Source organism: Rudaeicoccus suwonensis (genome assembly GCF_007829035.1).
In the GTDB taxonomy this organism is placed as follows: domain Bacteria; phylum Actinomycetota; class Actinomycetes; order Actinomycetales; family Dermatophilaceae; genus Rudaeicoccus; species Rudaeicoccus suwonensis.
In genome coordinates, this window is the sequence record NZ_VIVQ01000003.1 from 140,550 (window position 1) to 165,648 (window position 25,099).

General features: G+C 66.6%; 23 protein-coding genes and 1 pseudogene. 14 read left to right on the forward strand and 10 right to left on the reverse strand.

The features are described 5' to 3' along the window. Positions 1-8: 8 nt before the first annotated feature. From BKA23_RS14905 to BKA23_RS14915, 3 genes are all read left to right on the forward strand, one after another. Positions 9-1,031: an Lrp/AsnC family transcriptional regulator gene (locus tag BKA23_RS14905; protein WP_145229898.1), complete on the forward strand. Its 1,023-nt coding sequence runs from the start codon at positions 9-11 to the stop codon at positions 1,029-1,031. A gap of 272 nt (positions 1,032-1,303) precedes the next feature. Continuing rightward, a complete protein-coding gene (locus tag BKA23_RS14910) occupies positions 1,304-2,017 on the forward strand; it encodes a peptidoglycan-binding domain-containing protein (RefSeq protein ID WP_170226592.1) in 714 nt (237 codons plus the stop codon). Between the two features lie 30 nt (positions 2,018-2,047). Beyond that, positions 2,048-2,242: a D-alanyl-D-alanine carboxypeptidase family protein gene (locus tag BKA23_RS14915; RefSeq protein ID WP_145229902.1), complete on the forward strand. Its 195-nt coding sequence runs from the start codon at positions 2,048-2,050 to the stop codon at positions 2,240-2,242. Between the two features lie 78 nt (positions 2,243-2,320). Here the strand turns inward: BKA23_RS14915 and BKA23_RS14920 are convergent, their stop codons facing one another. Beyond that, positions 2,321-3,040, reverse strand: coding sequence for a VIT1/CCC1 transporter family protein (locus tag BKA23_RS14920; protein ID WP_145229904.1), 720 nt, complete (start codon positions 3,038-3,040; stop codon positions 2,321-2,323). Continuing rightward, the gene (locus BKA23_RS14925) at positions 3,037-3,345 is read right to left on the reverse strand and encodes a 4a-hydroxytetrahydrobiopterin dehydratase (RefSeq protein WP_145229906.1); all 309 of its coding nucleotides are present in this window, start codon (positions 3,343-3,345) and stop codon (positions 3,037-3,039) included. The genes BKA23_RS14920 and BKA23_RS14925 overlap by 4 nt, the downstream gene beginning before the upstream one ends. 85 nt (positions 3,346-3,430) lie before the next feature. Here BKA23_RS14925 and BKA23_RS14930 point away from each other — a divergent pair, with 85 nt between their 5' ends. Next, positions 3,431-3,862, forward strand: a complete 432-nt coding sequence (locus tag BKA23_RS14930; protein WP_145229908.1) for a (deoxy)nucleoside triphosphate pyrophosphohydrolase — start codon at positions 3,431-3,433, stop codon at positions 3,860-3,862. Between the two features lie 171 nt (positions 3,863-4,033). Beyond that, positions 4,034-5,115 (forward strand): annotated as a pseudogene (locus BKA23_RS14935) (CaiB/BaiF CoA transferase family protein). 24 nt (positions 5,116-5,139) lie between these two features. On the opposite strand, the gene soxR reads toward BKA23_RS14935, so the two are convergent. After that, the gene (gene soxR, locus BKA23_RS14940; protein WP_145229910.1) at positions 5,140-5,607 is read right to left on the reverse strand and encodes a redox-sensitive transcriptional activator SoxR; all 468 of its coding nucleotides are present in this window, start codon (positions 5,605-5,607) and stop codon (positions 5,140-5,142) included. Between the two features lie 122 nt (positions 5,608-5,729). Between soxR and typA the strand changes: the two genes are divergently transcribed. The 4 genes from typA to BKA23_RS14960 are packed head-to-tail and all read left to right on the forward strand — an operon-like array spanning position 5,730 to position 10,746. Further along, positions 5,730-7,634 carry a translational GTPase TypA gene (gene typA, locus BKA23_RS14945; RefSeq protein ID WP_145229912.1) on the forward strand — a complete coding sequence of 635 codons (1,905 nt, stop codon included), beginning with the start codon at positions 5,730-5,732 and terminating at the stop codon, positions 7,632-7,634. A 9-nt stretch (positions 7,635-7,643) separates the two neighbouring features. After that, positions 7,644-8,525 carry a PIG-L family deacetylase gene (locus BKA23_RS14950; RefSeq protein WP_145229913.1) on the forward strand — a complete coding sequence of 294 codons (882 nt, stop codon included), beginning with the start codon at positions 7,644-7,646 and terminating at the stop codon, positions 8,523-8,525. After that, on the forward strand, positions 8,522-9,028 hold the full coding sequence (locus tag BKA23_RS14955) for a flavin reductase family protein (protein ID WP_246104682.1): 507 nt from the start codon (positions 8,522-8,524) through the stop codon (positions 9,026-9,028). Before BKA23_RS14950 ends, BKA23_RS14955 begins: the two co-directional genes overlap by 4 nt. A 17-nt stretch (positions 9,029-9,045) precedes the next feature. Beyond that, a complete protein-coding gene (locus tag BKA23_RS14960) occupies positions 9,046-10,746 on the forward strand; it encodes a VanW family protein (protein ID WP_145229915.1) in 1,701 nt (566 codons plus the stop codon). Here the strand turns inward: BKA23_RS14960 and BKA23_RS17720 are convergent. After that, a complete protein-coding gene (locus BKA23_RS17720; RefSeq protein WP_170226594.1) occupies positions 10,733-11,215 on the reverse strand; it encodes a hypothetical protein in 483 nt (160 codons plus the stop codon). The two genes, BKA23_RS14960 and BKA23_RS17720, sit on opposite strands and share 14 nt — an antisense overlap. 92 nt (positions 11,216-11,307) lie before the next feature. Beyond that, positions 11,308-12,417, reverse strand: a complete 1,110-nt coding sequence (locus BKA23_RS14970; protein ID WP_145229919.1) for a GNAT family N-acetyltransferase — start codon at positions 12,415-12,417, stop codon at positions 11,308-11,310. Positions 12,418-12,505: 88 nt separating this feature from the next. Here BKA23_RS14970 and fdxA point away from each other — a divergent pair, with 88 nt between their 5' ends. The 3 genes from fdxA to BKA23_RS14985 all read left to right on the forward strand — a co-directional run bounded on the left by fdxA (position 12,506) and on the right by BKA23_RS14985 (position 15,454). Then, entirely contained in the window at positions 12,506-12,832 is a 327-nt protein-coding gene (fdxA, locus tag BKA23_RS14975; protein ID WP_145229921.1) for a ferredoxin, read from the forward strand. Positions 12,833-12,841: 9 nt separating this feature from the next. Next, complete coding sequence (gene dapC / locus BKA23_RS14980) at positions 12,842-13,948, forward strand: succinyldiaminopimelate transaminase (protein WP_145229923.1); 1,107 nt, start codon at positions 12,842-12,844, stop codon at positions 13,946-13,948. Between the two features lie 210 nt (positions 13,949-14,158). Further along, positions 14,159-15,454 (forward strand): citrate synthase, encoded by a 1,296-nt coding sequence (locus tag BKA23_RS14985; RefSeq protein ID WP_145229926.1) that lies wholly within the window; start codon positions 14,159-14,161, stop codon positions 15,452-15,454. Positions 15,455-15,590: 136 nt separating this feature from the next. Here the strand turns inward: BKA23_RS14985 and BKA23_RS14990 are convergent, their stop codons facing one another. Together BKA23_RS14990 and dapD are read right to left on the reverse strand one after the other, a co-directional pair. Beyond that, complete coding sequence (locus tag BKA23_RS14990) at positions 15,591-16,586, reverse strand: hypothetical protein (RefSeq protein ID WP_145229928.1); 996 nt, start codon at positions 16,584-16,586, stop codon at positions 15,591-15,593. Between the two features lie 18 nt (positions 16,587-16,604). Further along, a complete protein-coding gene (gene dapD / locus BKA23_RS14995; RefSeq protein WP_145229930.1) occupies positions 16,605-17,540 on the reverse strand; it encodes a 2,3,4,5-tetrahydropyridine-2,6-dicarboxylate N-succinyltransferase in 936 nt (311 codons plus the stop codon). A gap of 99 nt (positions 17,541-17,639) precedes the next feature. Between dapD and dapE the strand changes: the two genes are divergently transcribed. Continuing rightward, positions 17,640-18,704: a succinyl-diaminopimelate desuccinylase gene (gene dapE / locus BKA23_RS15000; protein WP_145229933.1), complete on the forward strand. Its 1,065-nt coding sequence runs from the start codon at positions 17,640-17,642 to the stop codon at positions 18,702-18,704. Between the two features lie 1,136 nt (positions 18,705-19,840). Here the strand turns inward: dapE and BKA23_RS15005 are convergent. From BKA23_RS15005 to BKA23_RS15015, 3 genes are read right to left on the reverse strand one after another with little or no spacing between them, the layout of a single operon-like run. After that, the gene (locus BKA23_RS15005) at positions 19,841-21,568 is read right to left on the reverse strand and encodes a phospholipase C (protein WP_211841747.1); all 1,728 of its coding nucleotides are present in this window, start codon (positions 21,566-21,568) and stop codon (positions 19,841-19,843) included. 34 nt (positions 21,569-21,602) lie between these two features. Beyond that, positions 21,603-22,967, reverse strand: a complete 1,365-nt coding sequence (locus tag BKA23_RS15010) for a Dyp-type peroxidase (protein ID WP_246104683.1) — start codon at positions 22,965-22,967, stop codon at positions 21,603-21,605. Then, positions 22,964-24,115, reverse strand: a complete 1,152-nt coding sequence (locus BKA23_RS15015; protein WP_170226597.1) for an EfeM/EfeO family lipoprotein — start codon at positions 24,113-24,115, stop codon at positions 22,964-22,966. The genes BKA23_RS15010 and BKA23_RS15015 overlap by 4 nt, the downstream gene beginning before the upstream one ends. A gap of 134 nt (positions 24,116-24,249) precedes the next feature. On the opposite strand from BKA23_RS15015, the gene BKA23_RS15020 reads away from it, so the two are divergent. After that, complete coding sequence (locus BKA23_RS15020) at positions 24,250-25,017, forward strand: LOG family protein (protein WP_246104684.1); 768 nt, start codon at positions 24,250-24,252, stop codon at positions 25,015-25,017. The last annotated feature ends 82 nt before the right edge of the window (positions 25,018-25,099 follow it).

Sequence of the window (25,099 nt, forward strand, 5' to 3'; positions counted from 1 at the left end):
TTTCTGCTGTGCCAAGCAGATCTATGCGGAAAAACACCACTGTTGATGAGCTGGATGCCGGAATCATGCACGGCCTCCAAGTGGCACCCAGGGCTCCCTTCGCGGTGCTCGGTGAGGTCCTTGGAGTGTCCGAGCAGACAGTAGCCCGTCGGTACCGGCGATTGCGCAGCGAGGGGATCCTGCGAGTCATCGGGCTGCTGAACCCAGCGCAGATCGGCCTCACCCACTGGGGGCTACGGCTCAGGTGCCAGCCGAACGCCGCCGCCGAGATCGCCCAGGCTCTCGCCAGACGGGACGACATCGGTTGGGTGGCACTGCTGTCGGGTGGTTCGGAGATCGCCGCGTCGGTGCGCGCACGGACCGCAGCCGACCGTGACCGACTACTGATGGAGTTGCTGCCGCGTACCGCTCAGGTGCTGTCCATCGACGCCTTCGCCTATCTGCACATCTTCCGCGGTTCGTCGACGCGGGATTGGCGGGTCGGCTCGACGCTGCTGAACAAGGAGCAGGAACTCCTGCTGCAGGGTGGTCAGATCACCGTCGACGGACATGAGGAGATGCTGCGCGCCGACGACGAACCATTGCTGCGACAGGTCTTCCGCGACGGCCGTGCCACCTTCGCGACCCTTGCCGCTGCGACCGGCTGGAGCGAGTCGCGGGCAGCGCGTCGGTTCCAGCAACTCGTCTCGTCCGGGGTCGTCTATTTCGACGTCGACTTCTCGATGGCCGCCTTCGGGCTGACTTTGCAGGCGTACCTGCAACTCATCGTCGAGCCGTCCCGTCTCAGCGAGGTCGGCGAACGTCTCGCCGGCCACGACCGGGTGATGTTCGCGGCGGCGACGACCGGATCGACAGGTATGGCGGCCAGCGTCGCCTGCGGGGGCACCGAGGAACTGTTCCGCTTCGTGTCCGACGACATCGGCCAGATGCCTGGAGTCAGCCAGGTGCAGATCTCGCCGATCACCCGCACCGTCAAGCAGGCGGGCAGTCTGCTGGACGGAGACCGGCTGGCCACGCCCGTTCCGTTCTGAGGCGGGTGCGAAACACACAGGAATCTGGACAGTCGCCAGGCGTCCCAAACCGCGAATTCCGTTGGAAGATCATGGTTCCCGAGAGTTGCGGCATATGTGAACGGTCGCATCGGACCGGCACCGATCGGATGACAACGGACGAAAGACCACACCCCATGCGCGAAGCCATCCTCACTTCTCCCTCGAAACAGCAGCCAGCTGCTCGCTCGACAGCCCGACACCTGGCAGGAGCCGGGGCAGCCTTCGGTGCCATCGCCATGACCGTGGCGTGCATGGCACCTGCCGCTTCGGCCGCGACACCGCCGCCCACCGGCCCTGCGGGGTACGCCACCGGCTGCCCGGTCGTGGGCGGCGGTCAGGGCACGGCCAGCGCAATCAGGATCATCCAGGGCAAACTCAACAAACTCGACCTGGCCGGCCTCACCGTCGACGGCGTCAACGGGCCCGCGACCACTGCAGCGATCAAGACCTTCCAGCGCTCGCAGTTCATCACCGCCGACGGCGTCGTCGGCACCGACACCTGGCTCAAGCTGGGTGGCTGCAACAGCACGGTGACACCGACATACACCGGGTGGGTCGCGATGGGCGGCGGATCCATGCAGGACCAGGCGAACATCTATCAGTCGCCATCGTTCAGCGCGAAGGTCCTGGGCCACTACGGTGCGTACGCGAAGGTCACCGGCACGCTGACCGGCGAGTGGGTTCGCACCAGCGCCGGGTATGTCGACGTCGGCACGCTGGAGAACACCACCTCGGCGCCGGCGTCGCGCAACGGCAAGCTCGCGACGACCTCGATGTGCGCAGTGCCGCTCGCCTGGAACGCGCAGCACTCGTTCTCCGGCGGGGTGCTGACCTACACCAAGACCACGCAGCGCTATCTGAACTGCATCGCCCTGTGGCATCTGGCCGATCTGCAGAACGCCTTCAAGGCGCACTTCGGAAAGTTCGCGACGATCGATCTGACCTACCGCTCGTACGCCGAATAGCAGTACTGGTACAAGACTCTCGGCCCCACCGTGGCGGCCTACCCCGGCACGAGCGCGCACGGAGTCGGCCTTGCACTGGACTTCGAGCAGGACGCCACGGTCGGTCCGTTCGACTGGGGTCAGCCGGGCAGTGTGTGGTTGACCCAGAACTCCTCGAAGTACGGCTTCTACAACCCGTTCAGCTACGGCACCACAGATGAGTCGTACCACTTCCAGTTCGAGTGAACTTCAACAACCGCCTCGCCCTGGGTGCCGCCGCCACCAGCGCACGTATGACGCATGCACCGCCTCAGGCGGGCACCGTCATACGGCGCGGCCGATGAGGTGGCCGATGCCATAGGTGACACCCATGGCGAGCAGCCCGCCGGCGACATTGCGGGCGACTGCCAGCCCGACTCGGGCACCGCCGAGGCGGGCACTGATCAGGCCGGTGACGATGAGACCGATCACGACGGTGACCACAGTGGTGGCCACCCGCCACGACGGCCCCGGCAGCAGGATCGCCAGCAGCGGCAGTGCGGCGCCCACGGTGAAGGCGACCATCGAGGCGAAAGCCGCCTGCCAGGGGTTGGTCAGGTCGTCCGGGTCGATGCCGAGTTCGGCCTCGGCATGCGCACGCAGGGCGTCGTGGTTGGTCAGCTCGCGGGCGACATCTTCGGCCAGCGCGCGCGAAAGGCCTTTGCGTTCATACAGATCAGTGAGTTCCTCGAGTTCTTCCTCGGGCATCTCGGCGAGCTCGCGACGCTCCTTGCGCAGCACCGCGCGCTCGCTGTCGCGCTGGGTGCTGACCGAGACGTATTCGCCGGTGGCCATCGACAACGCACCTGCGACGAGACCCGCGGCTCCCGCGATGGCGATCGAATGACGGCTGGTGGTTGCGCCCGCGACGCCCATCACGATGCCGGCCACCGAGACGATGCCGTCGTTGGCCCCGAGCACACCGGCGCGCAGCCAGTTGAGGCGGTTGCCGAGATCGGGATGTGGCTCGTCGTGCAGTGTTTCGGGGCGTTCGGTGTCGGTCACTGCGGCTGCCTCCGGTTGATCTCGTCAGCGCACTCGTCGATGCGGTGCGCCAACTCGATGTCGAACTGGGTGACACCCCCGGCGGAATGAGTGCTCAGCGTCCACGTCGTGGTCACCCAACTGAGGGCGATGTCGGGGTGATGGTCCATCTGCTCGGCCTCCACTGCCACCAGGTCGATCAGACGCACCGCCGCGCTGAAGCTGGCCGCGTCATACGTTGCGGTGAGGGCTGTGCCGGCGCGGCGCCACGATGGCAGATCACGCAATTGACGCGTGATCTCGTCGTCGGTGAGCAGTCGGGGCATGGCCACGACACTGCCGCGCGACATTGCAGTTGTCCACGTAGGAAAGGCTGACCGTAGGCCGAATCCGGTGTCGTAGCCTGCGCACATGACGCATCGTCCGATCGTCGCTGCCGCTCTCGTCGACGACCTCGCCCGTCCGCGCACAGTGCTCGCCGCCATGCGGTTGCATCCCGCCCACCTGGCCGGTCGATGGGAGTTGCCGGGCGGCAAGGTCGAGGCCGGCGAGAGCGAGTCGGCGGCGTTGCAGCGGGAACTGGCTGAGGAAATCGGCGTGCAGGTCGAGATCGGCGATGGGCTGCCCGGGCCGCTGACGCCATTGGCGGACTCCGGCTCGCGCCCGTGGCCGCTCGACGGCGGACTGGTGATGTGCGTGTGGCTCGCCCGGATCACCGCGGGCGAGGTGACGTGCCACGTCCACGGCGCTGCCCGCTGGCTGACGGCTGCCGAGTTGTATGACGTCGACTGGGTCGCCGCCGACCTGCCGATCGTGCGGGCGATAGCGTCGCTGCTGGACTGAATGCGCGAGCGTCGCGCGCAAGGCGCGTCGCGTCTGCACGGCGACATCGCTCAATCGCACTCGTTTCTCTGGAAATTCGCTGCGTGAGGACGTGGGTTGATGGCTGGATCTCTTGACGGTGTGTTGGTCGCTGACTTCAGCCGGGTCCTGGCCGGCCCCACTGCCACGATGATGCTCGCCGACCTCGGTGCGACGGTGGTCAAGGTCGAACGACCCGGTGTCGGCGACGACACCCGCCACTGGGGCCCACCATGGACACCGCACTCCTCGGCCTACTTCGAGTGCGTCAACCGCAACAAGCGCAGCGTCTGCCTCGACCTCAAGGACGCCGGCGATGTGCGGCGGGCCCGTGAACTCGCTTGTCGCGCAGACATTCTCGTCGAGAATTTTCGCGCCGGCACGATGGACGGCCTCGGTCTGGGCTACGCCGACCTGCGCGAGGCGAACCCGGGGCTGATCTATTGCTCGGTGACCGGCTGGGCAGCGGAGGGGGAGCTGGACTGCCCGGTTACGACTTCCTGGTGCAGGCCGTCGGAGGCTTGATGAGTGTCACCGGATCACCGGAATCAGGCCCGACAAAAGCGGGTGTCGCGCTGGTCGACATTCTCACCGGCAAGGATGCCGCGATCGGGATTCTCGCCGCGCTGCACGAGCGTGCTGCTTCCGGTCGTGGCCAGTACGTCGAGGTCGCGCTGTTGACCAGCCTGCTGGCGGCGTTGTCGAACCAGGCGGCGTCATACCTGACGACGGGGGTCAGCCCCGGGCTCATGGGCAACAGCCATCCGTCGATCACGCCCTACGAGACCTTGCGGTGCCGCGACGGAGAGCTTGCCGTGGCATGCGGCAATGACGGCCAATTCGCCCGGATGGCAACAGTTCTCGGTGTCGAGGGGTTGGCGCATGATGAACGCTTCGAGACGAACCCGCAACGGGTGGTGCACCGCGACGAGCTGGTGGTGCGACTCGAGGCAGCCTTGGTGACCGATGATGTCGGCGCGTGGGTGCAGCGGCTCACGGACGCCGGAGTGCCGGCAGGTCGGGTCGGTGACATCGGATCGGCCGTCGACCTGGCGCAGTCGCTGGGTCTGCAGCCGACGGTGAGTTTCGCGTCGGATCATCCGGCGCAGGTGCGCTCGCCGATCTCGCTCAGCGCCGCTCCGGCGGCAAACCCTGCGCCACCACCGGACCTCGGCCAACACACCGAGCAGATTGTGCACTGGCTGGACGGCCCGCGCGGTTCATTGCCGGCATGAGGGGCGCGGGCTCCATCGGTCGGGTCACCGGCGCACCGGCGGCTTTCGCAGGACGCGTGGCAGGTATGCCGCTCCGGTGTCGTCGTCGGCCGCGACATCCTGTGGGTTAGAGATGGCGCAGCGTTGCAGGGACAGGCACCCGCAGCCGATGCACGATTCGAGGCCGTCGCGCAGCTTCTCCAGCGCGAGGATCTGCTCGTCCAGTCGCCCTCGCCAGTGTTTGGTGATGCGCTGCCAGTCGGCCTTGGTCGGCGTGCGCGAATCGGGCAGCTGATCCAGCTCGCGACGGATCTCGTCCAGCGTCAGCCCGACGTTGGAGGCGGCGCGGATGAACGCCAGCCGGCGCAGCACGCTGCGCTCGAAGCGGCGTTGGCCGCCCGAGTTGCGTTCGGCGCGGATCAGCCCTTCGGCCTCGTAGAACCGCAGCGCCGACGCCGCGAAGCCGCTGCGTTCGGCCACGGCTCCGACGGTCATCAGTTCGTGTTTGTCCACGGTCACATCCTGCGTCACGAAGGCAACTGCCGCACCGGTCCGCGACGCCGGGGCTGCAGACCCGGACGAGCGCGAGGCGGGTGTGGTCTGAAGTGCCTCAAATGCCTGAGACACTAGGAACTATGCCCATCGAGACCCGTAGTGACGTGCGGAACGTCGCAATCGTTGCCCACGTCGACCACGGCAAGACCACTCTTGTCGACAAAATGCTCTGGCAGACCGGTGCTTTCAGCGACCGGCAGACCGTCGAGACCACCGGCGAACGCGTCATGGACTCCGGTGACCTGGAGCGCGAGAAGGGCATCACCATTCTCGCGAAGAACACCGCGATCTCGTATGACGGGCCTGCGGCCGATGGCACCCCCGTCACGATCAACATCATCGACACCCCCGGTCACGCCGACTTCGGTGGTGAGGTCGAGCGTGGCCTGTCCATGGTCGACGGTGTCGTGCTGCTCGTCGATGCCAGCGAAGGTCCGCTGCCGCAGACGCGTTTCGTGCTGCGCAAGGCGCTGACCGCGAAGATGCCGGTCATTCTGTGCATCAACAAGGTCGACCGCCCCGACTCTCGCATCGAGGAGGTCGAGGAGGAGACCTACGAGCTGTTCATGGATCTGCTCGAGGACGCCGACGCCGACTCCGATCAGCTCGACTTCCCGGTGGTCTACGCCTCCGCCAAGGCCGGCATCGCGTCCTCGGAGCGTCCCGCCAACGGGGCTCTGCCCGACGGCGCCGACCTGGAGCCACTGTTCCGCACGATCCTGGAGACGATTCCTGCACCGACCTTCGACCCGGAGGCCCCGCTGCAGGCACACGTCACCAACCTGGACTCCAGCAACTTCCTGGGCCGACTGGCGCTGCTGCGCGTGCACAACGGCGAGATCCGCAAGAACCAGCAGGTCACCTGGTGCCGCCACGACGGCTCGCAGCAGAAGGTCAAGATCACCGAACTGCTGATGACCCAGGGTCTGGAGCGCCAGCCCGCCGAGAGCGCCGGCCCGGGCGACATCATCGCCGTCGCGGGCATCCCCGACATCACGATCGGCGAGACGCTCGCCGATGCTGAAAACCCGATCCCGCTGCCACTGATCACCGTCGACGAGCCGGCGATCTCGATGACGATCGGCACCAACACCTCGCCGCTGGTCGGCAAGGTGCGCGGTTCCAAGGTGACGGCCCGCATGGTCAAGGACCGCCTCGACCGGGAGCTCATCGGCAACGTCTCGCTGCGGATCCTGCCGACCGAGCGCCCTGACGCGTGGGAGGTGCAGGGCCGAGGCGAACTCGCGCTCGCCATCCTCGTCGAACAGATGCGACGTGAGGGTTACGAGCTGACCGTCGGCAAGCCTCAGGTGGTCACCAAGGAGATCGACGGCAAGCTCAACGAGCCGGTCGAGCACCTCACCATCGACACACCCGAGGAGTACCTCGGCGCGATCACCCAGATCCTCGCGGCGCGCAAGGGTCGGATGGAGCAGATGACCAACCATGGAACCGGTTGGGTGCGAATGGAATTCGTGGTTCCCTCGCGTGGCCTCATCGGCTTCCGCACCGAGTTCCTCACCGAGACCCGTGGCACCGGCATCGCCCACCACGTGTTCTCCGGTTACGAGCCCTGGTTCGGCCAGATCATCACGCGACTGTCCGGCTCGCTGGTGTCCGACCGCGCGGGTGCCGTGACGGCATACGCGATGGTCAACCTGCAGGAGCGCGGCACGTTGTTCGTCGACCCGACGACCGAGGTCTACGAGGGCATGATCGTCGGCGAGAACTCCCGCGCCGACGACATGGACGTCAACATCACCAAGGAGAAGAAGCTCACGAACGTTCGCGCCTCCAGCGCGGACAACTTCGAGAAGATCTTCCCGCCGCGCAAGCTGTCGCTCGAGCAGAGCCTGGAGTTCTGCCGTGAGGACGAGTGCGTCGAGGTGACGCCCGAGACGGTGCGGATCCGAAAGGTGGTGCTCGACGCCGGCGAGCGGGCGCGCACCGCTGCCCGTGCGCGGTCTGCGGCGAAGTCGGAGTAAGCACTCGGTATGACCCGTCTGCTGTTCGTGCACGCCCACCCCGACGACGAGTCGCTGTGGACCGGGCTGGCGATCGCACACCACGTCACGCTCGGTGACGAGGTGCATGTGCTGACCGCGACGCTCGGAGAGGAAGGCGAGGTCATCCCACCGGAGCTCCGCCACCTCGAACTACCGGCAGGGCAGCCGCGGAGGGTCGACACCCCTGACCCGCTCGCCGACGTCAGGGCAGATGAGTTGCGTTGTGCGACAACACAACTCGGTGTGACCAGTGCGGTCGTCCTGGAGCGCGGCGGCTCGTCGTACCGCGACTCAGGTATGGCGGGGACGCCTTCGTCGGCGCACCCTCGCGCGCTGACCGGCGCCGACGTCGATGAGGTCGCGGCAGCGATCGCGGTGCACATCGCAGCGGTCCGCGCCGAGGTCGTCGTGACCTACGACCGCACGGGTGGCTACGGGCATCCTGACCACATTCGGGTGCACGAGGCGACGCTGCGCGCGGTCGCGACGACCATGCCCGAACCTGAGCTGTATGCCGTCGTCACGCCGCGCAGTTGGGCCGAGGAGGACCGCGCCTGGTTGCAGGCGCACGTCAGCCGCGCGGGCATCATCGTCCCGACTGCGCAGGATCCGCACCTGCCCAGTGTGATCGATGATGCTGTCGTGACGCACACGGTGATCGACGACGACGCGATCGGCATACAGGCCGCAGCACTGCGCTGTCACCGCACGCAGGTCACGGTCTACGACGGCTATTTCGCGTTGTCCAATGACGTCGCCGTGCGCTTGGCGCCGCGTGAGGCATTCGTGCGGCTGGATCCGCGGACCGGCGACATCTTCACCGGGGCGGGCGGCGCCACCGGCCTGCGGCATACCGGACTCGCGTCATGACGGTGGACCCCACGCCCGAGGTCGACTCCGACGAATACCGGCAGATGATGGGCCGGCTGGTGACCGGTGTGTCCGTGGTGACGACTCGCGTCGGCGAGGTCGATCACGCCATGACGGTCAACGCCCTGATGTCGGTGTCGCTGGAGCCGGTCCTGATGGCGGTGAGCATCGAGCGCGAGGCACGTTTTCACGACGCGGTCGTCGCGGCCGGGGTGTGGGGGATGAGCATCCTGCCCGACACGGCACGCGGCGCGGCAGCCTGGCTGGCGACGCGCGGCCGGCCGCTGCACGGACAACTGGCGCGCATCCCGCACCACGACGGGCCGCTCACCGGAATGCCGCTGATCGACGGTGCCCTCGGCACCGCTGAATGCCGCACTGTGAACACAGTCCCCGCGGGTGACCACACTTTGCTCATCGGGCACGTACTCTCAGTGGCAATATCGGAGCATCCGGGGTCGGCCCTGGTGTATTACCGCGGTGATTTCGGAGTTCAGCGTTGACCGAGGAGTTGGATCGCATGGGGGACGACACCCAGGACGCTGCCAAGAAGTCGCACCGTGGTCGACACATCGCCTATGTCGCCGGTCCGTTGGTCGTGATCGCCGCCGCATACGTCGGTGTGGCGGCCTGGCAGTCCGGCCGCGTGGCCACCGACACCTCGGTCGGCGGTGTGCAGATCGGCGGCATGTCGCGCAGCGCCGCCGAGCACAAGGTCGCAGCAGCCGCCACGTCAAAGCTCGCGACGCCGATCACGATCGTTGCCTCGGGCAAGACGATGAAGGTGCAACCAGACGACAGTGGCATCTCGGTGGATGCCGCACGGGCGGTGGACCATCTCACCGGTTTCTCGCTCGACCCCGCGACGCTGTGGCGGCATTTCTCCGGTCACACCGCACGATCCATGCCGGTGGTGGTCGACACCCCGAAGCTGCAAGCCGCGATCGCGGCCGCCGGATCGAGCCTCAATGGTGCTCCGGTCAACGGCACGGTGAAATTCATCGAGGGCAAAGTCGTTCGCACCGACTCCACACCGGGCAAGGGCATCGACGCTGCCACCGTCGCCGGCCAGATCGCCGCTCAGTGGCCGGCGCGGACGTCATACGACGGGATCGTCGGCGAGCAGCAACCGGAGGTGACCAACGACGAGATCACCGACTACATCACAAGTTTCGCTGATCCTGCGATGTCCGGCCCGGTCACGGTAACCGTCGGTGACCACACCGCTTCGCTGGCGCCCGATCAGGTCTCGGACATGCTCAGCACCGTCGTCGTCGGCGGAAAACTGCAGCCGAAGGTCGACCAGTCGCTGCTGTCCACCACACTCGCCGACGCGACCGCCGGCTTTGTCACGGCACCGGTCAACCCCAAACTGATCGTCGCGACCGACGGCACCCGCACAACTCAGCCGGGCAAAGCGGGCACCGTCATACAGACCGCGAATCTCGGGCAGCAACTCATCACGGCGCTGACGAGTTCCGACCGCACCCTGGCGCTGACGACCACGCAGTCGCAGCCGACGATGACCACGTCGGATCTGAGCTCGGTCGGCACTCAGTTGATGTCGCAATTCGTGTCGGAGTTCCCGACCGGTTCCTACAATGCGGCGCGCACGAGCAACATCCGCGTCGGGCTGGGCAAGATCAACGGCACGGTCGTCGAGCCCGGGCAGACGTTCTCGCTGCTGGCGGCGCTGCGTCCGTTCACGGCGGGCAACGGTTATGTCGATGCGCCGACGCTGCAGGACGGCATCGACGTGCCGGGCATGGGCGGCGGCATCTCGCAGGTGTCGACGACGCTGTACAACGCGACCTTCTTCGCCGGGCTGAAGGAAGTCGCGCACACCCCGCACGCCTACTGGATCCCGCGCTATCCCATGGGTCGCGAGGCGACGCTGTGGGATCCCACGATCGACAACAAGTTCACCAATGACTCCGGGCACCCGCTGGTGATCCAGGCCGGCATCGAGGGTCACGCTGCAGTCATCCGGCTCTACGGCACCAAGGCGTTCACCGTGACCTCGACCACGAGTGCGCCCTTCGACATCGTGGCGCCGGGTGCGACCAAACACCTCAGTGGCGCGGCGTGCATCCCGCAACCGCCGCAGAACGGCTTCCACGTGACCGTGACGCGCGTGGTCAAGAACCTCAGCGGTCAGATCGTCAAGGACGAAAGCCTCACGACGGTCTACGTCCCTGCGGTGCGCGTCATCTGCAACTGAGCGGCACCGCCATACGTCGGCGGTCGCAGACTGCGGTCGGTATGCCGCACGCGCGTTCCCTCGCCCGAGCGTGCTGTATGCCGCGCCCGGCGTCGTGGAGATCGGTTGGACAGCACGGAAACAGCTCGTTGCCAACGGGTTTCAGAGCATTGCCTGCTCGCTGACGGTCAGCTTTCCTGCCTATCCTGTGCTGCGTCAGAACTGCCAATCGTGATGAATTGGAGATGCCATGTCCCATCTGGAACCCGCCGACCACGAGCACCACGTTGGTGACGGTTGCGAGACCGTGCAGCACGAAGACCACGTGGACCACGTCCACGGCGACGAGCGCCATGTCGAGGTTGCGGTCCACGCCGACCACGAGGGCGCACACACCGAGGGCGACGGCTGCGAGACGGTCGAACATGGTGATCACGTCGACCACTTGCACGATGGTCACCGCCATGTGCAGCACGGGGATCACGTCCACGAGCACTGAGCGTGACGAGCACTGAGGTGCTCATGAGCGGAGGTTCGTGAGCACCTCAGCGCTCTTCCAAACGACACGGTGAGGTGGTTCGGTCACTGACGGGCGTAGTAGTACTCGTGGTGCACCACGAATCCGAGCGATTCGTACAGGCGCACGGCCGCGATGTTGTCCGCGCTCACCTGCAAATAGGCGAGCGAGATGCCGCGACCGGCAGCCTCGGCGAGGGCGGCCTGCATCAGCAGCCGCCCGATGCCGGCACCACGCACCTCGGGCCGAACGTGCACGGAGAAGATCCCCATCCAGCCCTGAGCGAACGCCAGCCGGGCCACGCCGACCGGTCGTCGGTCCTTGAGCGCGATCGGAAACGCCGATTCCGGCACCAACGCGTTCATCCGGTCGACCACGTCGCGGTGCTCGCGCTCGCGGGTCGAAGCGGCACCCCACCAGTGCTCGTCGGGCTGGCGGAGGGCGATGACCTCCGCGGGCCGTATGGCGACAGCCTCGGACCGTGAGCCGTTTTCGTCTGTGCCGGGAGCCGTCACGAGCGTTTCTGGCGGTATGCCGAACCTCGTCTGTGAGGCTCCACTGGTCATCGGGATGCGCGGGACCGCCGCAGTCATCACCAGTGTGCGCTGAAACGTCTGCCAGCCGTCGGCGATCAGCTGCGAACCCAGCGCGTCGACGCGCGGGTCGAAACCTGTCGGGCCGAAGAGCTGGAACAACGGTGTCTGCCCGTGTTCGGCATACCACGAGACGGCACCGGCGACTGCCTCCGTCATGGGGGTGCCCGGATCTCCAAGAGGCAGAACGGAATTCGCCCGACCGGTATAGCCTTCGGCGGCTCGTGACAGCCACCGGCCCTGCCACCGCGACTCCAGGGGTGGCATCCCTGCGACCATCAAGTCCTCCAGGTCGGTGGCAGAGATCGCCAGGTGTGCCGCGCCGCGTCGGGCCGGCGCCGGCGGAACCTCCTTGGCGGCGACGACCAGTTCGCGCTCGATGCGCACAGGTCCGCGCCGGGTCTTGACCGTGACGCTCAGTTCGTCCACAGCAGTGAGTTCGCCGACGGCATCGGTGAGGCTGGGTGTGCCGGCCGGCGCCGACAGATCGCCGACTGTCCGGAGCCGGTAGCGGACCACGACGCGCATCCCCACCCGCAGGACCGAGCTGAGGGTGGACTTACTTAGGTCATCGCGGGGCACGGCGGCATACTAGGTGGCGACATCGGCAGGCGCGCTGGTCACAGCCGCCACAGAGGCACGGTAAACCCAGCAGGAGGACCTTTTTCCCATGACGTATGTCATTGCGCAGCCATGCGTGGATCTGAAGGACCGCGCCTGCATCGAAGAATGCCCCGTCGACTGCATCTACGAGGGCGAACGCAGTCTCTACATCCACCCCGACGAGTGCGTCGACTGTGGTGCCTGCGAGCCGGTCTGCCCGGTCGAGGCGATCTACTACGAGGACGACGTCCCCGAGCAGTGGGCTGACTACTACAAGGCGAACGTCGAGTTCTTCGACGACCTCGGCAGCCCTGGTGGCGCCGCCAAGATGGGCGTCATCAAGAAGGACCACCCGGTCATCGCCGCATTGCCTCCGCAAGAGCACGACGAGTGACGAGCCGGCGTGCCCGTCACCGATCTGCCTGATTTTCCTTGGGATTCGCTCGCTGAGGCCAAGGCGACAGCGTGTCGTCATCCTGGTGGGCTGGTCGATCTGTCGGTCGGAACGCCCGTCGATCCCACCCCACAGATCCTGCAGGACGCGCTCAGCGCTGCGGCCGACGCACCGGGATATCCGCAGGTGTGGGGCACGCCCGCTCTGCGCGAGGCGGTCAGCAGCTGGTTCGCCGTGCGGCGCAACGCCCCAGGCGTCGACCCCGACGGTGTGCTGCCCACCATCGGCAGCAAAGAGTTCGTCGCCTGGCTCCCGACACTCCTGGGTCTGGGCCATGGTGACGTCGTCGGATTCCCGGAAGTCGCCTACCCGACGTACGACGTCGGTGCGCGCATCGCCGGAGCCGACCCGCAGCCCGCAACCGGTCTCTTGCAGTACGGCCCCAAGGCGCCGCGTCTGCTCTGGCTGAACACCCCGGGCAACCCGCACGGTCAGGTGTTGCCGGTGTCGCATCTGGCGAAAGTCGTTGACTGGGCTCGAAATCGGGGAGTCATCGTCGCCAGCGACGAGTGTTATGCCGAGCTCGACTGGCGTGCGGACCCGGACGGTCTGACCACGCCGAGCATCCTGGACGAGCGCGTCTGTGGCGGCAGCCACGAGGGTCTGCTGGCGGTGTACTCGCTGTCGAAGCAGAGCAATCTCGCCGGCTATCGCGCCGCCTTCGCTGCGGGCGACCCACAGCTGATCTCGCGCCTCGTCGGAGTGCGCAAGCACGCCGGAATGATCGTGCCGTGGCCGGTGCAGCGGGTCATCGAAGCCGCCGTCACCGACGTGACCCATGTGGCGGAGCAGAGGGCGCGGTATGCCGCCCGCCGCACCCGGTTGCGCGGCGCCCTGGAAGCTGCCGGCTGGCGGATCGACCACTCAGAGGCAGGGCTCTACCTCTGGGCGACACAGGGCAAGCCGTGCCGGGCCAGTGTCGACGACCTCGCGCAGCTCGGGGTCCTGGCCGCACCGGGCGACTTCTACGGAGCGGCAGGGGCGCAGCACGTACGGATCGCACTCACCGCGACCGACGAGCGTATCGCCGCCGCGGCCGCGCGCCTCGGCGCGTGACTGCTCGCACGGACGCGCCCCGGCATACTGCTCGGTAACCTCGGGTCCGGCATCTCGGCACCCGCAAAAGACGCATAATCACCGCCATGTCAAGCCCTCCAGGTCTTGACATCAGGGGCGATTCGTCGGTTCGCATTCCGCAGGAGTAGCGTCGGGCGCGCTGACTTAACCGGCCGTTTCGCGCCGGAATCTGCAAAGGACGGATAGCACATGACTGACCAGGCATCTGCCACATTCACGGCCGGAGACAAGACGCTGGACTTCGCTCTTGTCCCCGCCTCCGAGGGCAATGCGGGCTACGACATCTCGTCGTTGCTGAAGGAAACCGGCAATGTGACGCTCGACGTGGGATTCGTCAACACCGCGTCCTGCAAGTCGGCCATCACCTACATCGACGGTGACGCAGGCATCCTGCGCTACCGCGGCTACCCGATCGATCAGCTGGCCGAGGGCTCGACCTTCCTCGAGGTCTCCTACCTGCTGATCTACGGGGAACTGCCGACTACCGACCAGCTGGCGGACTTCACCGAGAAGATCCGCCGCCACACGATGCTGCACGAAGACCTCAAGGACCTGCTGCAGGCGTTCCCGCGCGATGCGCACCCGATGTCGGTCCTGTCGGCCGCGGTGTCTGCGCTCGGCACGTTCTACCAGGACTCCTTGTCGATCACCGACAAGGATCAGGTTGAACTGTCCACCGTGCGCCTCATGGCCAAGCTGCCGACGATCGCGGCCTACGCACACAAGAAGAGCCAGGGGCAGCCGACCCTGTACCCCGACAACAGGCTCAACTTGGTCGAGAACTTCCTGCGTATGACGTTCGGCTTCCCGTCCGAGGGCTACGACGTCGACCCGGTCGTCGCCAAGGCACTGGACCAGCTGTTCATCCTGCACGCCGACCACGAGCAGAACTGCTCCACCTCGACCGTGCGCCTCGTCGGCTCAGGCCATGCGCACCTGTTCGCGTCGATCTCCGCCGGTATCCACGCACTGTCCGGCCCGCTGCACGGTGGCGCCAACTCCGCCGTGCTCGAGATGCTGGACTCGATCGAGACCCAGTTCGGCGGCGATGTCGACAAGTTCGTCGAGAAGGTCAAGAACAAGGAAGACGGCGTGAAGCTCATGGGCTTCGGGCACCGCGTCTACAAGAACTACGACCCGCGCGCCGCCATCGTCAAGAAGTCCGCCGACGACGTGCTCAAGAAGATGGGCGTCAACGACCCCAAGCTCGAGATGGCGATGCGTCTGGAAGAAATCGCGCTCAAGGACGACTACTTCGTCTCGCGCAAGCTCTACCCGAACGTCGACTTCTACACCGGTCTGATCTACAAGGCCATGGGCTTCCCGACCGAGATGTTCACCGTGTTGTTCGCCATCGGTCGTCTGCCGGGCTGGATCGCCCAGTGGCGCGAGATGATGGAGGACCCGGCCACCAAGATCGGGCGCCCGCGTCAGCTGTACATCGGCGAGACAGAGCGCGCCTTCGTGCCCGCCGACAAGCGCTGAGTCTCGTTCAGTACGAACAGATCCCGCAGTCACCGGTCTGGTGACTGCGGGATCTTTCGTTGTCGGTGGCCCGGCTCGGATCGTCCTATCTGTTCTGTAGGCGCGGTCGGGTCTGACGGCGCTGCGGAGTCGGTCCTCAGTGCGCGAGGTCGATGCGGACGGCTGCAGAGCCGCTGGTCGGTTTCTTCGCAGCGTGCCACTTCAGGCCGTTGGGCCCGCGGTGCCGTTGCCACTCCTGGTCGCCGACCGTGACGGTCTGTATGCCGTCCACCTGGGCGTGCGCGACCGCCCAGGACGCCAGCGCCCAGGCGGTCTGCGTCGAGGCGGCGTCATATCCCACCGATGTCGTGTGTGCGGTCGTCTGCAGGCCGGTCTGGCGAGTGATCTCCTTCACCACCTGAGCCGGGGTCGCGGACGTCTTCGCGGCGTCCAGCCGGCAGCCGATGCCCTGCTGGGTCTGTCCGGACAGGACACTCGCGAGCACCTGGCCCTGGCTGGTGTGCTGGTCGTAGCCGTCAGGGAAACCACTGAGTTGCACCGACTGGGCGGCAGCGCCCGGGTCCATCGTCTGCCAGCCGGACACCTTGCGCAGCGCGGTGTAAAACGACTGGCTGGCGTAGACCGGATCCTGGATCTGAGCTGCCGTTCCCCAGCCCTGGCTGGGCCGCTGCTGGAACAACCCGAGCGAATCGAGGTCGCCATACGACAGGTTGCGCATTTTGGACTCCTGCAGCGCTGTCATCGCGGCGATCTGGCCGGCGCGCTCAGGCAGGCCGTCCTTGAGGACACCCACGCCGACGATGGTCGCGGCATTGGCGCTCTGATCCGGATCCCATTGGTAGGAATAGCCGCCTGCGGCGAACGTGCACGACGGGCTGCCGAAGTTCTCGATGAGGTTGTCGTATGCGACCTTTCCGCCGTAGCCGATGCCGCCGAGCAGCGCCAGCGGAATCAGGCAGCCGATCGTGCGGCGCACCGGGCCGCGGCGCTGGTGTTCCTCGTCGTAGAAGTCGTCGTCACCGAAGGCCGGCTCGGGGTCTTCGTCATACCCGGCGGCGGGGTGTCCGTGCGGATAGAGCCCGACGACCTCTCGGTCATTGGCGTTGTGTCGGTTCTTGCGGCCGAATGCCATCGTGGTCGTCGCCCGCTGTCAGTTGGCGTGCAGCACATCGTTGAGTTCGATGCCATGCCCCTGCCGTGCCCGGCACTCGACGACGCCCGTCGTGGAATTGCGGATGAACAACATGCCGTCGCGCCCGGACAGCTCGCGCGCCTTGACGACCGCACCGTCCGGCAGGGTGACCTTGGTGCCGGCGGTCAGGTAGAGCCCGGCCTCCACGACGCAGTCGTCACCCAAAGCAATGCCGATGCCGGCCTGAGCGCCGATCAGGCAGCGCCGACCGATGGACACGCGCTCGGTGCCACCGCCGGAGAGAGTGCCCATGATCGAGGCGCCACCACCGATGTCGGAGCCGTCGCCGACGACCACGCCCTGCACGATGCGGCCTTCGACCATGGACGTGCCGAGCGTGCCGGCATTGAAATTGCAGAAGCCCTCGTGCATGACCGTGGTGCCGGGAGCCAGATGCGCACCGAGTCGCACCCGGTCGGCATCGGCGATCCGAACGCCTTGCGGCACAACGTAATCGGTCATCCGCGGGAACTTGTCGATGCTGAACACCTGCACCGGGTGATCCTGCCGCAGGCGCATCCGCGTCGTCTCGAAGTCATCGACCGCGCACGGTCCGACGTTGGTCCAGACGACATTGTTGAGCACACCGAAGATGCCGTCGAGGTTGATCGAGTTCGGCAGCACCAACCGGTGACTGAGCAGGTGCAGTCGCAGGTAGGCGTCCGGCACATCGGCCGGGGGAGCGTCGAGGTCGATCGCGACGTGCACGACCTGCGTCTTGACCTCGCGCCGGGGGTAGTCGCGCGACTGCGCCGCGAGTTCGGCGGGCTCGGCGTACGGGTCGGCCGCGGGGGCCTCACCGAGCGCGGGAGTGGGGAACCAGGTGTCGAGGGTCTCCCCGGCATACGTCTCGGTCGCCAGGCCGTAACCCCATGCACTGCGCTGCGTCGTCATGGGCTCCAGGGTAGGGGCTGAGGCTGACCGGGCCGGGAACCGTCCGCGGCACGCGAGACGCCGTCATACGAACCGGTGGCATAGGAAACAATGCCGAGTATGTCGAGCCTGGATCTGACCCGTGACGTCGTCGACCTGACCGCAGACCTCTGCGACATCGCATCGGTGAGCAAGAACGAAACCTCGATCGCCGACGCCGTCGAAGCCGCGCTCCGACAGTTGCCGCACCTGACGGTTCAGCGCGACGGCAACGTCGTCGTCGCGCGCACCGACCTCGGCCGGGCGGAGCGGGTGCTGCTGGCCGGGCACCTGGACACCGTGCCGCTGACCGACCCGCCGAACCTGCCGGTGCGCCGTGTCGACGGCATGCTGCACGGGCGTGGCACGACTGACATGAAGGGTGGCGTCGCGGTCCAATTAGCTTTGGCCGCAACGCTTTCGCAGCCCTCGCGCGACGTGACCTATGTGTTCTACGACTGCGAGGAGATCGAGGACGAGTTCAACGGACTGCGCCGGCTCGCGCAGGATCACCCGGACTGGCTCGCGGCGGATTTCGCCGTGCTGCTGGAGCCGACCGATGGTGGCATCGAGGGTGGCTGCAAGGGGACATTGCGCGTCGATGTGCGTACCAAGGGCATCGCCGCGCACTCGGCGCGGCCGTGGAACGGCCACAACGCGATTCACGATGCCGCGGATGTGCTGGCGCGGCTGGCGGCGTACGAGCCGCAGACGGTGCAGGTCGACGGGCTCGACTACCACGAGGCGCTCAACGCTGTCGGCATCAGCGGCGGCATCGCCGGCAACGTGATCCCTGACGTATGCACGGTGAGCGTGAACTACCGATTCGCGCCGGACAAGAGCGCGGATGATGCCTTGGCGCATGTGCGTGCGGTCTTCAATGGGTACGAGGTCACGCTCGGCGACTGCGCCGTCGGCGCCCGGCCCGGCCTCGACAAGCCTGCCGCGCAGGCATTCGTCGCGGCGTTGGACCTGCCGGTCGTGGCGAAGGAGGGCTGGACCGATGTCGCGCGGTTCTCTGCGCTGGGGGTGCCGGCGGTGAATTTCGGGCCCGGTGATCCGAACCTCGCGCACACCGACGACGAGCGCTGCCCGGAGCACCAGATCAGTGGCGCACTAGCGGCGCTCACCCGCTGGCTGGCCTGACGTCCCACGTGCGTCGTGCTTGCGGACGTGGGTGTGCCACTCGCGTTGCCCTCGGTCGTGGCGAGTGGCGTCGAGCTGCCCTTGGCGATCGCGAGTGGCGCGGGATTGCCCTCGGTAATCGCGAGTGGCGCGGGATTGCCCGTGTCGGGTCCTGGTGAGGGCGCATGTGTGCCACTCGCGTCGTGCGGGGGCGTGGGTGTGCCACTCGCGTTGCCCTCGGTCGTGGCGAGTGGCGCGGGATTGCCCTCGGTTATCGCCAGTGGCGCGGGATAGCCCTCGGCGGTGGCAAGTGGCGCGGGATTGCCCTCGGTAATCGCGAGTGGCGCGGGATTGCCCGTGTCGGGTCCTGGTGAGGGCGCATGTGTGCCACTCGCGGTGCCCGCCGGGATCCCTTGGCGCGGAGTTGCACTTGGTGGTGGCGAGTGGCGCGGGATTGCCCGTGTCGGGTCCTGGTGAGGGCGCATGTGTGCCACTCGCGTCGTGCGGGGGCGTGGGTGTGCCACTCGCGTTGCCTGCCGGGATCCCTTGGCGCGGAGTTGCACTTGGTGGTGGCGAGTGGCGCGGAGTTGCCCTCGGTGATCGCGAGTGGCGCGGGATTGCCCGTGTCGGGTCCTGGTGAGGGCGCATGTGTGCCACTCGCGTCGTGCGGGGGCGTGGGTGTGCCACTCGCGTTGCCTGCCGGGATCCCTTGGCGCGGAGTTGCACTTGGTGGTGGCGAGTGGCGCGGAGTTGCCCTCGGTGATCGCGAGTGGCACGTGATTGCCCGTGTTGGTTCCAGGTGAGGGCGCAGGTGTGCCACTCGCGTCGTGCGGGGGCGCATGTGTGCCACTCGCGTTGCCTGCCGGGATCCCTTGGCGCGGAGTTGCCCTCGGTGGTGGCGAGTGGCACGTGATAGCCCTCGGTAATCGCGAGTGGCGCGGGATTGCCCGTGTCGGGTCCTGGTGAGGGCGCATGTGTGCCACTCGCGTCGTGCGGGGGCGCGTGTGTGCCACTCGCGGTGCCCGCCGGGCGGATGCGTACCACTCCTCTGATTGCTGTGGCTTGTATGACGGACGGCCGCCTGAGACGGATCTGGTTGAAGATCAACCAGATCCGCTCCTGGCGGCCGTCTTTGCAAGTACCGGGGTCAGTCTGCTTCAGGCAGCGGTGCGCGGGTGCCCATGACCCGGACCGTGCCCATGACCCGGACCGTGCCCATGACCCGGACCGTGCCCATGACCCGGACCACCGCAACCACCGGTCGGCTTCACGCTTGCAACCGCACCGTCTGATGTCAACAGCACCTGCGGCGCGCGGGAGCCGTGGAAGTCGAGCAGCGACACGAAGGACGCAGCCCGCGAGTCGAACGAGCCGTCACCGATCTGCGGCAGACGCCAGTTCTGCTCGATGAACTTGATGATCGAGGCCTGCTCCAGCGGAGTGTTACCGATGTAGTTCTGGCGGCTGTACGGCGAGATCACCAGGAACGGCAGGCGCGGGCCGGGGCCGCAACGGTCCTGGTGCGCAACGGGATTCGCAGCGACCGCCTGGCACGCGGGCGTGTTGAGCGTGGCATCCGAGGAGCCCGTCAGCACCTTCGACGCCTGGTGGTCATACCAGCCGTCGGAGTCGTCATACGTGATGACGATCGCCGTGCTGCTCCAGTCCTTGGACTTCTCGATCGCGTTGACCTCGTTGGTGATGAAGTGCTCTTCGTCGATCGGATCTGAGTAGCCGGCGTGGCCGTCCTCGTACTCCGGAGCCTTCAGGAACGAAACCGCAGGCAGGTCACCGGCGTTCAGCGCCTCCTGGAAGTAGGACAGGTCGTAGTTGTGGTTGGCCTGACCGTTGTGACCGATCTCGGCGAGCGACTTCGGTGCCAGGTGGTGCGGGTTCGACGTCGACTTGAAGTACTGGAACGGGTCGTGGTGCGGGCTGTAGTCGACCTCGGACTCACCGTTGACGTTCTCGTGCGCGGCGCCGCACACGGCATACTTCTGGGTCGAACTGGCAGCCTGGGTCGGCGCGAAACCACCCTGGAACCATCCCCAGGTGACGCCCTTCTCGTTGAGCAGGTTGCCGATGTTGAGGCCGGACATCTCACCGAGATTGTTGGTGGAGGTGTGGTTGTTGTCCGAGCAGTCGTCGAAGGCCGGGTCGGGGTCGTTGGTGTCGGTGCCGACGCCGGCGGAGTTCGGATCGGAGACGACATAACTGTCGCTCGTGGGCTGCAGCGTGGTCGGGTTGACCGCCCGCATTCCGTAGGTCTGACCGGCGATGAGGTTCAGTGCGCCGGGAGTCGACGGTCCGTATGTCGAGCCGAAGAAGGCATCGCTCATCGCGTAGTGCTGGGCGTAGTTCCACTCGGCGGTGACGGTGTTGCCGTCGTAGTAGCCCATCGCGAGGCCAGGGGCCTGGAAGGCGCCGGTGCAGGTGTCCTGCGACGTGAACTGCACGAACTTGTCGTTCTTGCCGCCGTCGGTCGCCTTCTGTTCGGGCAGGTAGGAGTGGTTCTGGTCGCAGGTGACCGCCTGTGCCGGTGTCAGCCGGAAGGGCTGTTCCAGGTTGGGGTTGTTCTTCAGCAGGCCCGCGTTCTGCTCGGTGTTCGCGCGCGGAGTGCCTTTGGCAGCAGTGAATTTCACGCCGTCGGTGTTCGTGGCGTTCGGGTAGGTCCCGAAGTAGTGATCGAAAGAGACGTTCTCGTCATACAGGACGACGATGTGCTTGATCGGTGTTGTCGTGTTGCCGGAGTTGTTGACCGGCGCCGGGCTGTGATGCTCCGGCAGAGCGATGGCATTGCTGGCCAGACCGAAAGCGGCGAAGCCGCCGACACTCACGGCGGCCGTCGCTGCAAGAGCGATGCGGGTCGTGTGACGGGTGGGCACTGTGGATTTCCTTCCGGAGGGGTGATGGGTTTGATTACGCCAGCAACGCGCGGGCGTAAACATCTGTGGGGCCCTGAACACCGGGCAGCGCGAAGAAGTAACCGCCTCCGACAGGGGTGATGTAGTCGACGAGCGGCTCGTTCGCGAGGCGTTTCTGCACGGTGACGAACTGCCGGTCCAGGTCCTGGTTGAAGGCGCCGAAGACCAAGCCCATGTCGAGATTGCCGACGTCGTCGACGCCACGGTCATAGGAGAAGGACCGGCGCAGGATCTGCTGATCGACTGTCTGCGGGGTGCGTGGATTGGCCAGCCGGATGTGCGCATCAAGCGGGATCGTCGAGCCGATCGCATCGTTGGTGTAATCGGGTGGGGTGTCCTCGGAGCCACCGGACAGCGGTGCCCCTGAATCCTTGCGGTGGCCGAACATGCGCTCCTGCTCCGACACCGACACCCGATCCCAGAACTCGACGTGCATCCGGATCAGCCGCACCACCTGGTAGGTGCCGCCCACGGCCCACGTGGGTTCGCCGGTCGACGGCGTCACCCAGATGAGTTGATCCATTGCCGCCGCGTTGCTGATGTCAGGGCCCTGGATGCCGTCCTTGAACCCCAGCAGGTTGCGAGGGTGACCGTCAGGACGCGGTGGGGGAGTGAATCCGTCGACGCGCCAACGCAATTGCAAGTTCGACCTGGTCGACCGGCAGATGTCCCGTATGGCGTGCGTGACCGTGTCGCGATCCTGCGCGGTCAAGGTCACCAACAGATCGCCACCGGTGCGCGTCGGATCGAGCTGGTCGTTGACGAAGGTGTCCATCGGCCGCAACCGTCGCGGCTTGTGAGCTGCCAGACCGAAGCGGCTGTCGAACAACGTCGACCCGACGGCGACCGTCACCTGGAGGTCACCGGCGGGATTGGTGGGGCCCAGGGTTCCGTCGTCCGTCGCCGGCGCCGCGACGCCCAGATCGGCGGGCGGCCCACCAGCGGTCAGGATGCGGGCACGGTCGGTCAGCGCGGCGAACATCGCTGCCAGTTCTGTCCTGTTGCGCGCTGTCACGTCGAACGCCAGGTGCGCGGATGCCGGCGCAGGCGCGGGCAGTATGCCGTTCTGGTGCATCCCGTGGAACGGCATCGTCGTCGGAGCGCTCGCAGCGCTCGGATCGGCAGCTGCAACGCTCAGCGCGGCGACCGCAGCGCCACCACCCGCTACCAGGCCGCGGGTGAACAGCCCGCGCCTGCTGAAGCCCGACATCGGACACGCGCCTTCGGCCGCTGCGTTCGTGTCCTCATGCTTCTCGGCGCTCATGTTCGTGGTCGCGCCTCTGCGAAGCGTTCCGGGCCTCACTGCGTTCGTGTCCTCATGCTTCTCGGCGCTCATGTTCGGGTTCTCCCTGGAGCTCATGGCGTCGCCACCCTGGGTTCCAACATCGACGCCTCCGGCGCGAGTAGTTCGGTCAGGCCGGAGATGTCGGAGTCCACCAGCTCGTGACCCGCGCTCGGCGGCAACTGCGTCGTCGACCACACACCGTGCTGGGCGGCGATGTCGGACTGCGCCTGACTGATTGCCGGGGCGATTTGTGCGAATTGCGGATCCCGTGGCTGCAGAAAGGGTTTCACCAATGACAGCAACTCGGTGGTCCCACTCAGCTGGGCGCTCGCCTCCGCCAGTTCGGCATGCGCGCCGTAGTCGTCGACACCTGCCAATGTCACCTGCAAGGTGTCCTCGCTGATCTCATGCGTGCGCAGCACGATGTCCGTCGGATCTTCTTCTGCTGCAGCGAAATTCGACCGTAGTGCGATGACGTTGCTCACCAACGTCCGTCCGAGCGGTGCCAGCGTCGTTGCCGACTGACCGTTCCAGAGTCCGAACTCGATGCGCTCCAGGCCCTGCCAATGCGGGTCGGCAGTGCCGCCGGACAGCCCGTGCGCATCCCCGTCGATCGCGTCGCCGAGATCACCGAAAGCGTCATACGCGGCGCCCAGCGTGTTGTATGTCGTGTCCGCGGTCAGCCAGTCGCGTCGTGCGGCACCCAGGTCACCCGACGACAGGTCGTTCGACAACGTTGTCACCTGCGACCGCAACCCGACCAGGCGACCGAGGATCCATTCCTGATACGTCACGGCAGCAGGCGTCAACTCGCCCGCGGTGACCGGTTGCACCGGCAGGGTCTGACCCTTCGCGTTCCCGGTGACCGAGATCGTCGGACCCGTGACCGGATCGGAGTCGTTGATCGAGCACACCAAGTGGTAGCTGCCGGCGCCGACGGACGCGCGCAGCGTCGCGGTCTCTCCGGGTCCCATCGGGTCGACCTCCGCGACGATGGCACCCTGCGTCGTTTCGAGGTAGACCTCGCCCGCGCTGGTGTCGGTGTTCATGAGCGGAACCGTCACCGGCCCGGCCGTCGCGTGCGTCCAGCCCTGTCCGCAGTGGCTGAGCGACACCTGCACGGGAGCGTTCGAGGCACTGTGCGACGACGAGCTCGCGCACCCGGCGAGGGCGACGGCGAGCGGCGCGATCAGCAGGCTGCGGATCCAGGTCGGTCGTGACACGCGGATCAAACTAGGGGCGGCTTCGGCGGCTTCAGCTCGATGCTGACAGCTGTTCACTCCCGCGTCGACGAATTGCCAGACGGCTCTCAGCTTGGCGCCACGCATCGTTGGCCGGACGTGAGAGATTGGCGACCGTGAAGATTGAAGACCACCTCGCGTCCGAGGAATACCGTCGCGGCGCGACCACCCTCCGCGGCCGGCACGTGCCCACGACGACGACCGACCAGCGTCTGCTGGACAAAGCACAAGACACCGACTGGGTCCACACCGATCCGTGGCGAGTCATGCGAATCACCGCGGAATTCGTGGAAGGCTTTGGCTCGCTCGCCGAACTCGGGCCTGCAGTCAGCGTTTTCGGCTCTGCGAGATTGAAGCCGGACAGTCGTTATTACGCCGCCGGTGTCGAACTCGGCAAACTGCTGGTCGAGGCCGGCTACGCCGTCATCACCGGTGGTGGTCCCGGAGCGATGGAAGCCGCGAACAAGGGTGCCAACGAGTCCGGCGGCACCAGCGTCGGACTGGGCATCGAGTTGCCTTTCGAAGCCGGCCTCAACCCGTATGTCGATCTCGGCGTCAACTTCCGTTACTTCTTCGTGCGCAAGACGATGTTCGTCAAGTACGCCCAGGGGTATGTCGTGCTGCCCGGCGGTTTCGGCACCCTCGACGAACTCTTCGAGGCAGTGACGCTCGCCCAGACGCAGAAGATCACCAGCTTCCCGATTGTGTTGCTGGGCACCAGTTTCTGGACGCCGATGATCGACTGGATCCGGCACACGTTGCTCGTCGAGGGCATGATCAGCGACGGCGACGTCGAGCGCCTTCACCTTGTCGACGAACCCGCGGACGCCGTCCGGCTGATCGTGCGTGACGACGTGCGACTCGCGCAGACCCGGCCGGAGTGAGGCAACCCATCGGAGCGTCGCGACCGACGGCGGTCTCGCACGCGACAACTCCTTCCCAGGCAACCGTCGGTCACCCCCACCG

Excerpts from the sequence above, each read along its gene's own strand:
- BKA23_RS14985 (WP_145229926.1), top strand. The coding sequence starts at position 14,159 with ATGACTGACCAGGCATCTGCCACATTCACGGCCGGAGACAAGACGCTG.
- dapE (WP_145229933.1), top strand. The coding sequence starts at position 17,640 with ATGTCGAGCCTGGATCTGACCCGTGACGTCGTCGACCTGACCGCAGAC.
- BKA23_RS14990 (WP_145229928.1), bottom strand. The coding sequence starts at position 16,586 with ATGGCATTCGGCCGCAAGAACCGACACAACGCCAATGACCGAGAGGTC.
- fdxA (WP_145229921.1), top strand. The coding sequence starts at position 12,506 with ATGACGTATGTCATTGCGCAGCCATGCGTGGATCTGAAGGACCGCGCC.
- typA (WP_145229912.1), top strand. The coding sequence starts at position 5,730 with ATGCCCATCGAGACCCGTAGTGACGTGCGGAACGTCGCAATCGTTGCC.
- BKA23_RS15010 (WP_246104683.1), bottom strand. The coding sequence starts at position 22,967 with ATGAGCTCCAGGGAGAACCCGAACATGAGCGCCGAGAAGCATGAGGAC.
- BKA23_RS14955 (WP_246104682.1), top strand. The coding sequence starts at position 8,522 with ATGACGGTGGACCCCACGCCCGAGGTCGACTCCGACGAATACCGGCAG.
- BKA23_RS14960 (WP_145229915.1), top strand. The coding sequence starts at position 9,046 with ATGGGGGACGACACCCAGGACGCTGCCAAGAAGTCGCACCGTGGTCGA.
- dapD (WP_145229930.1), bottom strand. The coding sequence starts at position 17,540 with ATGACGACGCAGCGCAGTGCATGGGGTTACGGCCTGGCGACCGAGACG.
- BKA23_RS14925 (WP_145229906.1), bottom strand. The coding sequence starts at position 3,345 with ATGCCCCGACTGCTCACCGACGACGAGATCACGCGTCAATTGCGTGAT.
- BKA23_RS14950 (WP_145229913.1), top strand. The coding sequence starts at position 7,644 with ATGACCCGTCTGCTGTTCGTGCACGCCCACCCCGACGACGAGTCGCTG.
- BKA23_RS14910 (WP_170226592.1), top strand. The coding sequence starts at position 1,304 with ATGGCACCTGCCGCTTCGGCCGCGACACCGCCGCCCACCGGCCCTGCG.
- BKA23_RS14930 (WP_145229908.1), top strand. The coding sequence starts at position 3,431 with ATGACGCATCGTCCGATCGTCGCTGCCGCTCTCGTCGACGACCTCGCC.